This window comes from Streptomyces sp. NPDC059373 (assembly GCF_042751495.1).
GTDB lineage: Bacteria > Actinomycetota > Actinomycetes > Streptomycetales > Streptomycetaceae > Actinacidiphila.
On sequence record NZ_JBHYXC010000029.1, the window covers coordinates 17,096 to 32,366 of the forward strand.

Annotated in this window: 10 protein-coding genes; 5 read left to right on the forward strand and 5 right to left on the reverse strand. The window is 71.9% G+C overall.

Features of this window, described 5'->3' with window-relative positions; genetic code table 11:
* Positions 1–75: 75 nt before the first annotated feature.
* Together ACFXJ5_RS29895 and ACFXJ5_RS29900 are read right to left on the reverse strand one after the other, a co-directional pair.
* Positions 76–2,127 (reverse strand): SUKH-4 family immunity protein, encoded by a 2,052-nt coding sequence (locus tag ACFXJ5_RS29895; protein WP_384637718.1) that lies wholly within the window; start codon positions 2,125–2,127, stop codon positions 76–78.
* A gap of 8 nt (positions 2,128–2,135) precedes the next feature.
* Positions 2,136–3,116: an HNH endonuclease gene (locus ACFXJ5_RS29900; protein ID WP_384637724.1), complete on the reverse strand. Its 981-nt coding sequence runs from the start codon at positions 3,114–3,116 to the stop codon at positions 2,136–2,138.
* Positions 3,117–3,413: 297 nt separating this feature from the next.
* Here ACFXJ5_RS29900 and ACFXJ5_RS29905 point away from each other — a divergent pair, with 297 nt between their 5' ends.
* Entirely contained in the window at positions 3,414–3,911 is a 498-nt protein-coding gene (locus ACFXJ5_RS29905) for a YwqJ-related putative deaminase (protein ID WP_384637726.1), read from the forward strand.
* Positions 3,854–4,384, forward strand: a complete 531-nt coding sequence (locus tag ACFXJ5_RS29910) for an SUKH-3 domain-containing protein (RefSeq protein WP_384637729.1) — start codon at positions 3,854–3,856, stop codon at positions 4,382–4,384. The genes ACFXJ5_RS29905 and ACFXJ5_RS29910 overlap by 58 nt, the downstream gene beginning before the upstream one ends.
* On the opposite strand, the gene ACFXJ5_RS29915 is transcribed toward ACFXJ5_RS29910, so the two are convergent.
* The gene (locus tag ACFXJ5_RS29915) at positions 4,374–5,873 is read right to left on the reverse strand and encodes an MFS transporter (protein WP_384637732.1); all 1,500 of its coding nucleotides are present in this window, start codon (positions 5,871–5,873) and stop codon (positions 4,374–4,376) included. The two genes, ACFXJ5_RS29910 and ACFXJ5_RS29915, sit on opposite strands and share 11 nt — an antisense overlap.
* Positions 5,874–6,275: 402 nt before the next feature.
* Here ACFXJ5_RS29915 and ACFXJ5_RS29920 point away from each other — a divergent pair, with 402 nt between their 5' ends.
* From ACFXJ5_RS29920 to mfd, 3 genes are all read left to right on the forward strand, one after another.
* Positions 6,276–7,064: an ABC transporter ATP-binding protein gene (locus tag ACFXJ5_RS29920; protein ID WP_384637735.1), complete on the forward strand. Its 789-nt coding sequence runs from the start codon at positions 6,276–6,278 to the stop codon at positions 7,062–7,064.
* Entirely contained in the window at positions 7,061–9,643 is a 2,583-nt protein-coding gene (locus tag ACFXJ5_RS29925; RefSeq protein ID WP_384637738.1) for an ABC transporter permease, read from the forward strand. Before ACFXJ5_RS29920 ends, ACFXJ5_RS29925 begins: the two co-directional genes overlap by 4 nt.
* A 182-nt stretch (positions 9,644–9,825) precedes the next feature.
* Positions 9,826–13,368, forward strand: a complete 3,543-nt coding sequence (gene mfd, locus ACFXJ5_RS29930; protein WP_384637741.1) for a transcription-repair coupling factor — start codon at positions 9,826–9,828, stop codon at positions 13,366–13,368.
* Positions 13,369–13,389: 21 nt separating this feature from the next.
* On the opposite strand, the gene ACFXJ5_RS29935 is transcribed toward mfd, so the two are convergent.
* Together ACFXJ5_RS29935 and ACFXJ5_RS29940 are read right to left on the reverse strand one after the other, a co-directional pair.
* On the reverse strand, positions 13,390–14,205 hold the full coding sequence (locus tag ACFXJ5_RS29935; RefSeq protein ID WP_384637744.1) for a phosphate ABC transporter ATP-binding protein: 816 nt from the start codon (positions 14,203–14,205) through the stop codon (positions 13,390–13,392).
* Between the two features lie 11 nt (positions 14,206–14,216).
* Entirely contained in the window at positions 14,217–15,098 is an 882-nt protein-coding gene (locus ACFXJ5_RS29940) for a sortase (RefSeq protein ID WP_384637746.1), read from the reverse strand.
* Positions 15,099–15,271 lie beyond the last annotated feature (173 nt).

Sequence of the window (15,271 nt, forward strand, 5' to 3'; positions counted from 1 at the left end):
ACCTACGCATACCCAAAAGAGGCGCGTTTCGTCATCGCTGACGAAACGCGCCCCTGAGGGACCGTGTGGTGGCCGCTACAGCAGGCCGTCCCACATCTGCTCGACGAGCACCGCCCACCAGTGGTCCGGCGAGGCGATCGCCGCCGGGTCGAGGGCGGCGAGCTGGTTCTGGAAGTCGACCGTCCAGCGGCCCGCCTGATCGGGCGTCAGCCCGAGCCGCAGCCGCCACATCCGCCCCAGCAGCGCCAGGCAGCGGGCGAATTCCGGCAGGCTCGTGTTCACGAACTGCGGCACGGCCGGCTGCCCGCCCGGCGCCGCCTCCAGCGGTACGGCGACGATGTGCGCGGTGCCGTACTGGACGCACAGCTGGCGGCCGAAGTCATTGCCCATCACCAGATACGAGCCCGCGTCCGGCCCCGGCTGCAGGCCGCGCTCCGCCGCCAGCTCGGCCAGCGTCGGCACCGGACGGCCCGGCTGGGCCTGGGCCCAGAAGAACGGCCCGAAATCGACCGGCAGCCCCGACCAGGTCAGGGTCTGGGCGACGATGTCCGGCACGCCCTGCCGCGACACCGCGCGCTGGTCGAAGCGGAAGACGCCCTGCGGGCCGAAGGCCTGGGCCAGCTCGTGCCCGATGCCGTCCAGCGGGATCGGCGGCATGCGCTGCACCTGCGCCGGGTTCGGCATCGGCACCCGCAGCGGGTGCGTGACCGCGGGCGCGCCCGCCACCTGGTGCAGCTCGGCGAGGTGGGTCAGGAGGTGCTGGACGCCCTGCTGGCGGCCGGCGTGGTCCTTCCCGTACGGGGCGGTGTGGCTGATCCGGACCTGCGGCCAGGTCTCGCGGACCATCCGGGCGCAGTAGCCGCCGGGCAGGTCGCACGACTCCAGCTCGGTGTGGAGCTCCAGGACCTGCTGCGGCGGCACGCCGAGGGCGCGCAGCTCGTGCAGGATCTGCCACTCCGGGTGCGGGGTGCCGGGGGCCGAGCGGCGGATGAGCTGCTGCTCCGATCCGTCGGCCGCGCGGTAACGGAGGACGGCCATGTAACCCGGGCCCACGGCGGGCACGCCTGCGGGCGGCGGCGGGTAGCCGTAGCCGCCGCCCTGGGGCTGCGCCGGCGGAGCAGCCTGCGGCGGTGCCTGCGGCGGCATCTGCTGCTGCATCGGCGGGGGAGGCGGCGGGGGCGGCCCGCCGGGGGACGCCAGCATGGTGGCGGCGTGGTGTACGTCGCCGGGGGCCGGCGGACGGCCGGGCGCTGCGCCGCGCGGCACGCCCGGGGGCGGCGGTGGCGGCGGACCGTCCAGGCCGCCGGGGCCGTTCGGGCGCAGCTGGGGCACCATCTGGGTCGGTACGTAGCCGCTGACCGGTGCGGGTGCGGGCGCGACGCCGCCGGGCGGGACGCCGGGCACCCCGGGCGGGGGTGGCGGCGGGGGCACGCTGCCGCCACCGGCCTTCGACGTCTCGGCGTCAGCGATGTCCGAGGCACCGCGCGGCGGGCCCACCGACGCCCCCGGGAAGCCGGGCGGCGGCAGCGGGGCGCTGGGGCCCGAGGGGGGCGGCAGCGGTGCGCCGGGTCCGGTCGGCGGAGCTGCGGCCACCGGTGCGGGCGGGGCCGCGGTCACCGGAGTCTCCGGGGCGGGCGGGGCGAAGACCGTGGCGGGCGGGGCGACGGATTCGGCGTCGGCGGCGGTGCTGTTGTTGGCGTCGCGCCAGGGCGTGGGGGTGCCGCCGGAGGGGGCCGTGCGGCGGTCGGGGATGCCGATCCGGTCGGCCGCGTCCTGGAGCCATTGGGGCGGGCTCAGCAGGAAGGAGGTGGCTTCGAGGTCGAGCCGCTCGGGCGGCGCGTCGGACGGCGGGACCGCGTCCTGGGGGACGGGGCCGTAGGCCTCCTCGTAACGCCGGATGATCTCCCCGACCGGCAGCGCGGGCCAGAGCGTGGCGTCCCCGCTGTCCCGGGCGACGACGATCCGCATGGCGCCGTCGTCGGTCGTGGGACCGTCCTCGCGGGGCTCGCTCCAGGCGACGAAGCCGAGTTCGAACTCCCGCACCCGCACCTCGCGGGCCTGGTAGGCCGGGACGTCACCGTTGATCCACCGCTCGGCGCGCTCCTGCGCCTCCGCGAACGTGACCATCTCCCGATTCACCCTTCCACCGGGACGGCGTGTGCGAAGCCGCCGTCCACCATCAGGTTCGCCACCGTCTCCAGCTCCGGGGGATTGCCCGCCAGCCGCAGCAGGAAGGCGTCGAAACTCTCGCCGCAGGGCAGCAGCAGCGCCTCGATGCGCTCCTGTGTCGAGGCCCAGTCGTCGCCGTCGCGCACGTCGTCGTACGGGCAGAACCACACCGACCCGGCGTCGTCGCCGCGCGCCTTGATCGCGAGCACGCCGCCCTGGACGTAGCCGACGGCGAGATAGTCCTTGGTCAGGTGGTCCCGCAGGCATTTGTTGACGTAGACCAGGTCGTTGAGCGCGGCCTCGTCGCGGAGCGTGAAGAACGGCTGGTCGATCAACAGCCCGAGCTGCGGGTCGAGGGCGACCCCGCGCGGCGCGCAGCCGGCCGCGGCCTTCAGGAACGTACGGTACGAGCCGGGCAGCCGGTAGCCGAGCTCCTCCTCGACGTCGCGGAGCTGGTCCTCCGTCACCGCGACCGGGTCCTTCGGCAGTCCGAAGTGCACCGGCCCGGTCTCCTGCAGCGGCCGTGTGCCGCGCTTGGCGTGGTCGGCCGGGGAGGCGGCGAGGCCGCCGTGGTGCCGCAGCAGCGCCTTGACCTCGACCGGGACCAGCTCCAGGCGGCGGGTGCCGGCGACGTGGTGCCAGGTCCAGCCGTGCGGGGTGGCGACCGGCGGCAGGCTGCCCCACAGCTCGTGCCCCGCCGCGTGCAGCGCGGCATTGGCCGATACGTAGTCGGTGAGCCGGAGTTCGTCGATGCCGAAGCCCTCCGGGGGCTCGGCGATCTCGGCGGCGGCCCGCGCGTACGGAGTGAAGTCCGGGTATCCGTGCTCGTCCACCGGCACCCCGTGCGGGTGGCGGGCGGCGCGGACCGGATCCGGGAAGTGCACGACCTGTCCGGCGTAGGCCGCGTTCGGTGGCGCGGCCTGCTTCACGGGCCGACCTGTCGTCATTGCGGATGCCCCCATGCTGAAGCTGGCTGTTGGGCACAGCCTATGGTGTGGGGCAACCGTATGTTCAGGTCAGGCCGGGTCGGGAACCGCGGCCTGATGAACAACACTCTTTCCGGTGAAGCGGTTGAGGGAGTTACCGGACCGGGCGTCCCAAGTCCGTTGATTTGTCGGCGAGTTGCCTGGTCACGCAGCGGCACCGAGTCGTGACATCCGGCACAAAAGCTATCTCTCTTCCCACAAGCGACTTCCGTATCACCTGATCCGTTTGGCATGGTGAGCACGGGAGGGCGCACCGACATGGACACGAAGGACACCGCGGAGAGCACAGATCCGCGGCTCGACTGGCGAGCGGGAGAGCCCGCGCCGCCGCCCGTGCTGCGGCATCGGCGGGACGGCATCCTGCCGGCCGTGGCCGCCGCGCTCTCCGTCCGGGACGAGGTCCTGACCTGCACGGGGAGCAAGGCCGAGCAACCGCCGGAGCTGCATCCCCTGGTGCAGGACGTACTGGACACGCTGCCCGTCGCCCAGCGTGAGCGCTTCGCCGGGCGCTGCCCCGAGCCCGTACTGCTGTCCCGCTACCTCGAATCCGTCGACGCCGGACGCAGCAAGCGCGCCTCCCGCAAGCCGCTCACCAGCGGCGAGGCCCGCAAGGCCCTCAAGGGCGCCAAGCTGACGGCCCGCCGCATCCGCGAGGACGGCGACCCGGTGCACGGCTCCTACGCGGCGCCGTGCCGGTCATGCCTGCCGCTGCTCTCGCACTTCGGGGTGCGACCCTTCGATCCGGGAGCCACGTGAGTACCCGTTTCACGGCCGGCGTCGACGCCGCGCTGCGCTCCTGCGGCTGGCAGCCTGGCCGTTGGGACATCCGGCAGGCCGAGGTCTGGGCCGACACGCTACGCGCGTACACCTCGCCGGGCGGTCACGAGCACGCGGTCTTCCCGGCCGCCGTCGAGGCCTGGGCCGAGTTCGGCGGACTCACCGTGCCGCCGGCCGCCGGTCCGGGGCGGCATGTCGCGCCGACCGCCGTACGGATCGACCCACTGTCCGGGCTCCACCTCGCCCGGACCCTGGGCGACCTCGGGCGAGCGCTCGACACCGAGGTCTGCCCGCTCGGCGAGGAGGCCTCCGGCCACGCCCAGCTCGCCATCGACGCCACCGGCCGGGTCTACGCCCTCGATCACACCGGCGACTGGTACCTCGGCCCGACCATCGACTCCGCCCTCTCCGCGCTCGCCCTGGGCCTGCGCCCCCGGCGCCTCACTCCGTAGCGCCCTTGGCGTCCGCCAGCACGGGGAAGCGGCGCGGGGTGACCGTCAGCAGGATGACCAGCGCGAGGGCGGCGGCCAGCGCGGCGCCCACGTACACATGCGTGACGGCGGCGGCGATGGCGTGGCGCAGCAGGTCGGTCGGGTGGGCGTTGAGTGCGGCTGACACCGTGTCGGGGGCGCCGCCGGGCAGCCGGTCGGCGAGCGTGGCATTGGCGACGGCCCCGAAGACGGCCGCGCCGACGCTCTGGCCCACCTGGCGGCAGAAGAGCACCGACGAGGTGGCGGTGGCCCGTTCGCTCCACGGCACCGTGGACTGCACGCCGACGATCAGCGGGAGCTGGAAGAAGCCGAGCGCGCCGCCGAGCAGCAGCATGACCAGCGCGGGCTGCCAGGCCGGCCCTGCGTACGGCAGCATCACCAGCGCGACCAGGACCGCCGTGGCCGCTGCCATGCCGATGGCGGCGGTGTCGCGGAAGCCGATCCGCAGGTACGCCCGGTTGCTGAAGGCGGCCGAGATGGGCCAGCTCAGCGTCATCACCGACAGCACGAAGCCCGCCTCGACCGGCCCGAGGCCGAGCACCGCCTGGGCGTACGTCGGCAGGAAGACGGTCGGCGCCACGATGATCACGCCCAGCGCGCCGAGCGCGAGGTTGACCGCGACGATCACCCGGCGCCGCCACACCCACCCCGGGATGATCGGCTCGGCCGCCCGCCGCTCGATCCACACCGTCAGCGCACCGAACACCGCGCTGCCCGCCAGCAGCCACAGCCGGGCCGATCCGCCGTCCACCAGGGCCACGATCAGCGTCCCGCCGGACAGGAACAGCCACAGCGCGCCCGGCCAGTCGACGCGGTGCCGGGCGCGGGCGGCCACCGACTCGCGCAGATGGCGGGATATCAGCAGGACCGCCACCAGCCCGATCGGCAGGTTGATCAGGAAGATCCAGCGCCAGTCCGCATACTCCGCGAGCAGCCCGCCGCCCAGCGGCCCGGCCACCGACGACGCCGCCCACACCGAGGACAGCGCCGCCTGGATCCGCCCGCGCTCTTTGAGCCCGTACATATCGGCTGCCACGGTCTGCACCGTGCCCTGGATCGCTCCGCCGCCCAGCCCCTGCAGCACGCGGAAGGCGATCAGGCTGGCCATGTCCCAGGCGCCGGCGCACAGCAGCGAGCCGACCAGGAATATCGCGATGCCGCCGACGAGCACGGGCTTGCGGCCGTAGGTGTCCGCGAGCTTGCCGTAGACCGGGAGGGTGACCGTCACGGCGAGCAGATAGCCGGAGAAGAGCCACGAGAAGACCGAGAAGCCGCCCAGGTCGCCGACGATCTGGGGGACGGCGGTGGAGATGATCGTGGAGTCCATCGCGGCCAGTGCCATCGCCAGCATCAGCCCGGCGACGACCGGCCTCCGGCTGGGCGGGCGTCCGGCTCCGTCCTGCGAGGCGGCCCGACCGGTGCCTTCGGCGTGTTCGACGGGGCCGCTCATCTCTCACCCTCCCCTGGTGCGTGTACGCCACACCATTCCACGGCCGCCCTGATGATCGGTAGCGGGTATCCGCGCAGGCCGGGCGCCGGAGCTTGAGCCTCCCGTAGCGGGAGGGCGCAGGCTCGACCCGGAGGCGGGTCCACCTCCGGGTGGACAACCCCTAGGGGACTCACCTGCTTTTCTCCACCCCCCGGTTCCACCCGGGGGAGGAGCCGCCGCGGACCTGCGCTCCCTAGCCTTTTCGTGGGGCTGGTGGTGGGGCTAGCCCCCGGGTCGAAAGGGTGACTCGCACCATCGCCCCGACCCTCGCGCCGAAGCCAAGCTGATGACGCACGCCAAGAGCGCCAGAACGCCGAGTACGCCAAGAACGACGACACACGTCGACGAATCAGGAGAATGACCGTGACAACGGCAGTGACCATTCCCAAGTCCGGGGGCAGCGGAGAGCGTTCGGCCACTGCCGCCAGTGCCCGCCAGGTGACCAAGGCGTACGGCTCCGGGGAGACCCGGGTCGTCGCGCTCGACGCGGTCGACGTCGACATCGAGCGCAGCCGCTTCACCGCGATCATGGGGCCCTCGGGCTCCGGCAAGTCGACCCTGATGCACTGCCTGGCCGGCCTCGACACGGTGACCAGCGGGCACATCCGGATCGGCGACATCGAGATCACGCAGCTGAAGGACAGGAAGCTCACCCAGCTGCGCCGGGACCACATCGGCTTCATCTTCCAGGCGTTCAACCTGCTCCCGACGCTCAACGCCATCGAGAACATCACCCTCCCGATGGACATCGCCGGCCGTAAGCCCGACCGCCAGTGGCTGCAGCGCGTCGTCGACACCGTCGGCCTCGCCGACCGGCTCAAGCACCGCCCCGGCCAGCTCTCCGGCGGTCAGCAGCAGCGCGTCGCCGTGGCCCGGGCGCTCGCCGCCCGCCCCGACATCATCTTCGGCGACGAGCCGACCGGAAACCTCGACTCGCGGGCCGGCGCCGAAGTCCTCGGCTTCCTCCGCAAGTCGGTTGACGAGCTGGGCCAGACCATCGTGATGGTGACGCACGACCCGGTGGCGGCCTCGTACGCGGATCGCGTGCTCTTCCTCGCGGACGGCCGGATCGTGGACGACATGACCAACCCGACCGCCGAGTCGGTTCTCAACCGCCTGAAGGACTTCGACGCGCGCGGGCGGACCTCATGACCATCGTCAAGACCTCGAGGCGCAACTTCGTTGCGCACAAGGGGCGCATGGCGCTCAGCGCCATCGCCGTCCTGCTGTCGGTGGGCTTCGTGTGCGGCACGCTCGTCTTCACCGACACCATGACCTCGACCTTCGACAAGCTCTTCGCGGCGACCGCCTCCAACGTCACCGTCAGCTCGAAGGACGCGCCCGGCGCCGACGAGCGGCAGAGGACCGCGAAGCCCGCCACCCTCCCTGCCTCGACGCTCACCCGGCTGGAGAAGGTGCCCGGCGTCAAGTCGGCCGTCGGCGGGGCGGACACCTCGGCTCTCACGGTCGTCGACAGCCACACGAACAACCTGAGCCCGACCTCCGGCGCCCCCACCCTAGGCACCAACTGGGACGTCAACGAGCTCAAGGCCGCGTCCATCACCTCCGGCCACTCCCCGCGCGGCCCGACCGAGGTGATGGTCGACTCCGACACCGCCAAGAAGCACCACCTCGAGCTCGGCGACGAGCTGCGGATCATCGCCGGCCCCGGTGAGTTCCACGCGAAGATCACCGGCATCACGACCTTCAAGACCACCAACCCCGGTGCGGCCGTCTTCTACTTCGACACCGCCACCGCGCAGACCAAGCTGCTCGGCGCGAAGAACGTCTTCACGTCCGTCATGCTCGACGCCGACAAGGGAGTCAGCGACGCGCAGCTGAAGAAGGCCGTCGCCGCCGACCTCGGCTCCGGCTACAAGATCCAGACGCAGGCCGAGCACACCGCCGAGAGCAAGCAGGGCATCGACTCCTTCCTGGGCGTCATCAAGACCGCGATGCTGGGCTTCGCCGGGATCGCCGTCCTCGTCGGGATCTTCCTCATCGTCAACACCTTCTCCATGCTGGTCGCGCAGCGTACGAGGGAGATCGGCCTCATGCGCGCCATCGGCGCCGGCCGCGGGCAGGTCAACGCGTCCGTGCTGCTCGAGGCGACGCTGCTCGGCGTCGTCGGCTCGCTCCTCGGCATCGGCGGCGGTGTCGGACTCGCGATCGGCCTGATGAAGTTCATGAGCAGCGCGGGCATGAACCTCGACACCTCCGAGCTGACCATCAAGGTCACCACCCCGATCATCGGGCTGGCCGTCGGCGTCATCGTCACCGTCCTCGCCGCCTACCTGCCCGCCCGCCGGGCAGGCAAGATCTCCCCGATGGCCGCCCTCCGCGACGCCGGCACCCCCAGCGACGGCAGGTCGGGCAGGGTGCGCGCCGCGATCGGCCTGTTCCTCACCGCCGCGGGTGCGGCAGCCCTGTACGGGACATCGCAGGCGACCAAGGCCGGCAACGGCGGCCTGCTGCTGGCGTTCGGTGTGGTCCTCACCCTGGTCGGTTTCGTCGTCATCGGCCCGCTGCTGGCCGGGGTCGTGGTCCGGGTCATCAGTGCGGGCGTCCTGCGGATCTTCGGCCCGGTCGGCCGGCTCGCCGAGCGCAACGCACTGCGCAACCCGCGTCGTACGGGTGCCACGGCTGCCGCACTGATGATCGGGCTCGCGCTGGTCGCGGGTCTGTCGGTGGTCGGCTCGTCCATGGTGGCCTCCGCCAGTGACCAGCTCGACAAGTCGGTCGGCGCGGACTTCATCATCCAGTCCGGCGACGGCCAGAACCCCATCAGCCCGGAGGTCGAGAAGGCGATCAAGTCCGTGCCGGGGCTCGCCCATGTCACCGACTACAAGGCGGTCAGGGCCGATGTGTCCTCACCGGCCGGCAAGCTCCTCCTCAATGACACGCTGCTCTCCGCCGCCGACCCGAGCTACGCCCAGGACCTGCAGGTCAAGACGGTCGCGGGCAAGCTGGCGGACGCGTACGGCGCCAACGCGATCTCGGTCGGCGAGAAGTTCGCCGACAAGAACGGCATCAAGGTCGGCAGCGAGCTGAGCGTCGCCTTCAAGGACGGCGCCACCGCCAAGCTGAAGGTCGCGGCGATCACCTCCAAGGACACCGCCTTCGACAACGGCGCGATGTACATCAACATCACGACCGCCGCGAAGTACGTGCCCGCCGCCAAGATGCCGATGGACGACATCATGTTCGCGGCGGCCCAGAGCGGGCAGCAGGACGCCGCCTACAAGGCCCTCAAGGCCAAGATGCACGACTACCCGCAGATCCAGGTCCGTGACCAGGCCGACTACAAGCAGGCGCTGAAGGACCAGATCGGAAAGCTGCTGAACCTGATCTACGGGCTGCTGGCGCTGGCGATCATCGTCGCCATCCTCGGCGTCGTGAACACGCTCGCCCTGTCGGTCGTCGAGCGGACCCGGGAGATAGGCCTCATGCGGGCGATCGGTATGTCGCGGCGCCAGCTGCGGCGGATGATCCGGCTCGAGTCGATCGTCATCGCCCTCTTCGGCGCGGTGCTGGGCCTCGGGCTCGGCCTGGGCTGGGGCGCGACCGCCCAGAAGCTGCTGGCGCTGCAGGGGCTGGGCGTGCTGGACATCCCCTGGACGACGATCATCACCGTCTTCGTCGGCTCGGCGTTCGTCGGCCTGGCGGCGGCGCTGGTCCCGGCCTTCCGGGCCGGCCGGATGAACGTCCTCAACGCCATCGCCACCGACTAGCCACCCACAAGCCGGGGGGAGCACGGGGGAACGGGGAAAGCCGTCGGCCCCCGGGTGCGCACCGCACCCGGGGCCGACGGCTTTGGCACGCGTTGTCGGTGGAGCGTCGTACGCTGGGACACCCCGGCCCGTTCGACGTGTCGGGCGGTTCGCGTTGTCCACCCCTGGGACGGAAAGCCTTCATGAGCCTGAACGGTCTGCTCGATGTTGTTGTCGGCGATCCGGCGCTGAACGAGGCGGTCGAGGCCGCCCGGGAGGGCAACCGTGCGCATGTGGACCTCGTGGGCCCGCCGGCGGCGCGGGCCTTCGCCATCGGGGCACTGGCGGCCCGCACGGGCCGCACCGTGCTCGCGGTGACCGCCACCGGCCGCGAGGCCGAGGATCTGGCGGCGGCCCTGCAGTCGCTGCTGCCGTCCGACTCCGTCGTGGAGTACCCGGCGTGGGAGACCCTGCCGCACGAACGGCTCTCCCCCCGCTCCGACACCGTCGGCCGCCGGCTGGCCGTCCTGCGCCGGCTCGCCCACCCCAGCGCCGACGACCCGACCGCAGGGCCGGTGAAGGTCGTCGTGGCGCCCATCCGGTCCGTACTGCAGCCGCAGGTCAAGGGCCTCGGGGACCTGGTCCCGGTGGCGCTGCGCAGCGGGCAGAACGCCGACCTCGGCGAGGTCGTGGACGCCCTCGCGGCGGCCGCGTACGCGCGGGTGGAGCTGGTCGAGAAGCGCGGCGAGTTCGCCGTGCGCGGCGGGATCCTGGACGTCTTCCCGCCGACCGAGGAGCACCCCCTCCGGGTGGAGTTCTGGGGGGACGATGTCGAGGAGATCCGTTACTTCAAGGTCGCCGACCAGCGCAGCCTGGAAGTGGCCGAGCACGGCCTGTGGGCGCCGCCCTGCCGCGAGCTGCTGCTGACCGAGGACGTACGGAACAAGGCCGCGGCTCTCGCGGAGCTGCACCCCGAGCTGCACGAACTGCTCGACAAGATCGCTGAGGGCATCGCGGTCGAGGGCATGGAATCCCTGGCCCCGGTGCTGGTGGACGACATGGAGCTGCTGCTCGACGTGCTGCCGGCCGGCAGCATGACGGTGGTCAGCGACCCGGAGCGGGTGAGGACCCGTGCCGCCGACCTGGTGGCCACCTCCCGCGAGTTCCTGGAGGCCTCCTGGGCCGCCTCGGCAGGCGGCGGCGAGGCACCGATCGACCTGGGCGCGGCCAGCCTCTGGGGCATTGCCGACGTCCGCGAACACGCCCAGGACCTGGGCATGCCCTGGTGGACGATCAGCCCCTTCGCCGCCGACGCGGAGGACCTGGACGGGGACACCGTCAAGCTCGGCATGCACGCCCCCGAGGTCTACCGGGGCGACACCGCCCGCGCCCTGGCCGACACGAAGGGCTGGCTGGCCGAGGGCTGGCGTACGGTCTACGTCACCGAGGGCCACGGCCCGGCCGCCCGCATCGTCGAGGTCCTCGGCAACGAGGGCATCGCCGCCCGGCTGGACACCGACCTCCCGGCGGCCGCCATCGAGCCGTCCGTCGTCCACGTGGCGACCGGCTCGATCGAGAACGGCTTCATCGACCCCGGCCTCAGGCTCGCCGTCCTCACCGAGACCGACCTGTCCGGCCAGAAGTCCTCCACCAAGGACATGGGCCGGATGCCGTCCCGGCGCCGTAAGACCATCGACCCGCTGACCCTCCAGCCCGGCGACTACATCGTCCACGAGCAGCACGGTGTCGGCCGGTACGTCGAGATGGTCCAGCGCACCGTCCAGGGCGCCACCCGCGAATACCTGCTGGTCGAGTACGCCCCCGCCAAGAAGGGCCAGCCCGGCGACCGGCTCTTCGTGCCCACCGACCAGCTGGAGCAGGTCACCAAGTACGTCGGCGGGGAGGCCCCGTCCCTGCACCGCCTCGGCGGCGCCGACTGGACCAAGACCAAGGCCCGCGCCAAGAAGGCCGTCAAGGAGATCGCCGCCGACCTGATCCGGCTCTACTCCGCCCGCATGGCCGCCCCCGGCCACACCTTCGGCCCCGACACCCCCTGGCAGCGCGAGCTGGAGGACGCCTTCCCGTACGCGGAGACGCCCGACCAGCTCACCACCATCGCCGAGGTCAAGGAGGACATGGAGAAGTCGGTCCCCATGGACCGCCTGGTCTGCGGCGACGTCGGCTACGGCAAGACCGAGATCGCCGTGCGCGCCGCCTTCAAGGCCGTCCAGGACGGCAAGCAGGTCGCCGTCCTGGTGCCGACCACGCTGCTCGTGCAGCAGCACTTCTCGACCTTCTCCGAGCGCTACGCCCAGTTCCCCGTCATCGTGAAGGCCCTGTCCCGCTTCCAGAGCGACAGTGAGGCCAAGGCCGTCCTGGAGGGGCTGCGCGAGGGCTCGGTCGACCTGGTCATCGGCACCCACCGGCTCTTCTCCTCCGAGACGAAGTTCAAGGACCTCGGTCTGGTCATCGTCGACGAGGAGCAGCGCTTCGGCGTCGAGCACAAGGAGCAGTTGAAGAAGCTCCGGGCCAACGTCGACGTCCTCACCATGTCCGCCACCCCCATCCCCCGCACCCTGGAGATGGCGGTCACCGGCATCCGCGAGATGTCGACCATCACCACCCCGCCCGAGGAGCGGCACCCCGTCCTCACCTTCGTCGGCCCGTACGAGGAGAAGCAGATCGCCGCGGCCATCCGACGCGAGCTGCTGCGCGAGGGCCAGGCCTTCTACATCCACAACCGGGTGGAGAGCATCGACAAGGCGGCGGCCCGCCTCCGCGACCTCGTCCCCGAGGCCCGGATCGCCACCGCCCACGGCCAGATGGGCGAGAGCGCGCTGGAGCAGGTCGTCGTCGACTTCTGGGAGAAGAAGTTCGACGTCCTCGTCTCCACGACGATCGTCGAGTCCGGCATCGACATCTCCAACGCCAACACCCTCATCGTCGAGCGCGGCGACAACTTCGGCCTCTCCCAGCTCCACCAGCTGCGCGGCCGCGTCGGCCGCAGCCGCGAGCGCGGCTACGCGTACTTCCTCTACCCGCCGGAGAAGCCGCTCACCGAGACCGCCCACGAGCGGCTGGCCACCATCGCCCAGCACACCGAGATGGGCGCCGGCATGTACGTCGCCATGAAGGACCTGGAGATCCGCGGCGCCGGCAACCTGCTGGGCGGCGAGCAGTCCGGGCACATCGCGGGTGTCGGCTTCGACCTCTACATCCGCATGGTCGGCGAGGCCGTCGCCGACTACCGCAGCGCCCTGGAGGAGGGCGGCGAGCCCGAGGAGACCCTCCTCGACGTCAAGATCGAGCTCCCCGTCGACGCCCACGTCCCCCACGACTACGCCCCCGGCGAACGGCTGCGCCTTCAGGCCTACCGCGCCATCGCGGCGGCCAACTCCGAGGCCGACATCACCGCCGTCCGCGAGGAGCTGACCGACCGCTACGGCAAGCTCCCCGAGCCCGTCGAGAACCTGCTCCTGGTCGCCGGACTCCGGTTGCTCGCCCGCAAGGTCGGCGTCTCCGACATCACCCTGCAGGGCAACAACGTCCGCTTCTCGCCCGTCGAGCTGCGCGAGTCCCAGGAGCTGCGGCTCGGCCGGCTCCACCCCCGTACGGTCATCAAGCACGCCACCAAGCAGGTGCTGGTGCCTCGCCCCACCACCGCCCGGATCGGCGGCAAGCCGGTCGTGGGCCGTGAACTGCTCACCTGGACCGCGGAGTTCCTGAGCACGATCCTCGACAACTGAGGCAACCAAGGGGGACAGGGCCTAGCCGAAGCGGCCCGCCACGTAGTCGGCGGTGCGCTCGTCCTTCGGGGCGCCGAAGATTCCGTCGGTCGGGCCGTGTTCGACGATGCCGCCCGGGGTGCCCTGCTCGGCGAGGAAGAAGGCGCACTGCTGGGAGACGCGGTTGGCCTGCTGCATGTTGTGGGTGACGATCACGACGGTGACGTCGCTGGCCAGCTCCTGGATGGTCTCCTCCACGCGGCGGGTGGAGGTGGGGTCCAGGGCGGAGCAGGGTTCGTCCATCAGCAGGACGCGGGGCCGCACGGCCAGGGCGCGGGCGATGCAGAGGCGCTGCTGCTGGCCGCCGGAGAGCGCACCGCCGGGGCGGCGGAGGCGGTCACGGACCTCCTTCCAGAGGCCGGCGCGGGTGAGGCACTCCTCGACGAGGTCGTCCTTGGTACGGCGGGAGGCGCGGACCCCGGTGAGGCGCAGGCCGGCGATCACGTTGTCGTAGATGGACATCGCGGGGAAGGGATTCGGCTTCTGGAACACCATGCCGATGTTGCGGCGGGCGTCGGTGAGGCGGCGCCCGGGGGCGTAGATGTCCTCGCCGTCGAAGAGGACCTCGCCGGCGAGCTGGGCGGCGGGGATCAACTCGTGCATACGGTTGAGGGTGCGCAGAAACGTCGACTTGCCGCAGCCGGACGGGCCGATGAGGGCGGTGACCTGGCCGGCGGGCATGGTGAGGGTGACGCGCTCCAGGACCTTGTGGGTGCCGAACCAGGCGGAGACGGCCCGAGCGTCCAGAGCGGCGGGAGCGGTGGTCACCAGGGGGAGGACTGCGGTGTCAGTGGTCATCGGCTTGGCCCTTAGAGGAGGTTGGGGAGGAGCTGGGTGGCCTGGCCCGCGACCTGGAGGCCGAGGACGGCGACGATCGGCGCGAAGACGATCCAGGTCTGGTGGCGGCCCCAGCGGTACCAGGCCCACACGGCACCGGCCGAGGCCAGCGCCAGCGCCTGGAGCCACATCACCAGCGGCCAGGGCACTCCGTCGCCGCCCGCGAGGGGCTCCTCGGAGGCGGGCAGGGTGCCGGATTGGATGGTGGCGGCCGGGGTCTGGGCGGGCGTACCGACCAGATCGGCGTCGACCCGCAGGATCCCCCGGGGGAGGTACGGAACACCGGTGGCCGTCACCAGGACCAGCCGGCCCTTCCCGGCGGCCACCGCGGCCGGGGCCGGGTCACCGGCATGGCGCAGGTCCAGCACGCGGTAACGGGCCCTGCCCTGACCGGTGGTGACGCTGAAGGTGTCGCCGGCGTGCAGCCGGTCGAGGGCGCCGAAGGGTCCGCCGTACGCGGCCGCGCGGCCCATCAGCACGGTGGTGCCCGACTGACCCGGCATCGGGGTGTCCCGGCGGTGCCCGGGGCCGTCGGCCAGAACGGCCGAGTCGGTGCCCTCCAGAACGACCTGGTGGACGCCGAGCGCCGGGATGTCGATCAGCGCGACCGGCGTGCCGGGGGCGAGCAACTGTCCCTGCTGGTTGGTCTGGGCGACCGGGGCGGTGCCCTCGGCGAGGGTGGCGCGCAGGGCGTCGTGGGCGGCCTGCTGGGCGGCGCGCTGCTGGAGGCCGCTGAGCAGCAGGAGCTGGACGGTCAGGCCCAGCAGCAGCGCGGCGAGGGTGAGCAGGGCGCCCCGGGCGAGGTGCCGCGCGGCGGGGATCCGGGGGAGCTGGATCTGTACGGCGACCGTCACGGCGGCCGGCCTCCTTGGGAATACCTCGGGAAGTGGGAGGACGGTGCCGGGGGGGGGGGGGGGCCGGGGCCCGGGCGCGCCCCCCCCCCGGCGGTGTGTGGGGGGTGTTATGTGGTGTTAGTTATAAAAAAAAAAAACCAACCCAAAAAAAAAAAAAAAAAAATTTGGATGAT

Coding starts and splice junctions, on each gene's coding strand:
- ACFXJ5_RS29895 (WP_384637718.1), bottom strand. CDS start 2,127: ATGGTCACGTTCGCGGAGGCGCAGGAGCGCGCCGAGCGGTGGATCAAC.
- ACFXJ5_RS29900 (WP_384637724.1), bottom strand. CDS start 3,116: ATGACGACAGGTCGGCCCGTGAAGCAGGCCGCGCCACCGAACGCGGCC.
- ACFXJ5_RS29905 (WP_384637726.1), top strand. CDS start 3,414: ATGGACACGAAGGACACCGCGGAGAGCACAGATCCGCGGCTCGACTGG.
- ACFXJ5_RS29910 (WP_384637729.1), top strand. CDS start 3,854: ATGCCTGCCGCTGCTCTCGCACTTCGGGGTGCGACCCTTCGATCCGGG.
- ACFXJ5_RS29915 (WP_384637732.1), bottom strand. CDS start 5,873: ATGAGCGGCCCCGTCGAACACGCCGAAGGCACCGGTCGGGCCGCCTCG.
- ACFXJ5_RS29925 (WP_384637738.1), top strand. CDS start 7,061: ATGACCATCGTCAAGACCTCGAGGCGCAACTTCGTTGCGCACAAGGGG.
- mfd (WP_384637741.1), top strand. CDS start 9,826: ATGAGCCTGAACGGTCTGCTCGATGTTGTTGTCGGCGATCCGGCGCTG.
- ACFXJ5_RS29935 (WP_384637744.1), bottom strand. CDS start 14,205: ATGACCACTGACACCGCAGTCCTCCCCCTGGTGACCACCGCTCCCGCC.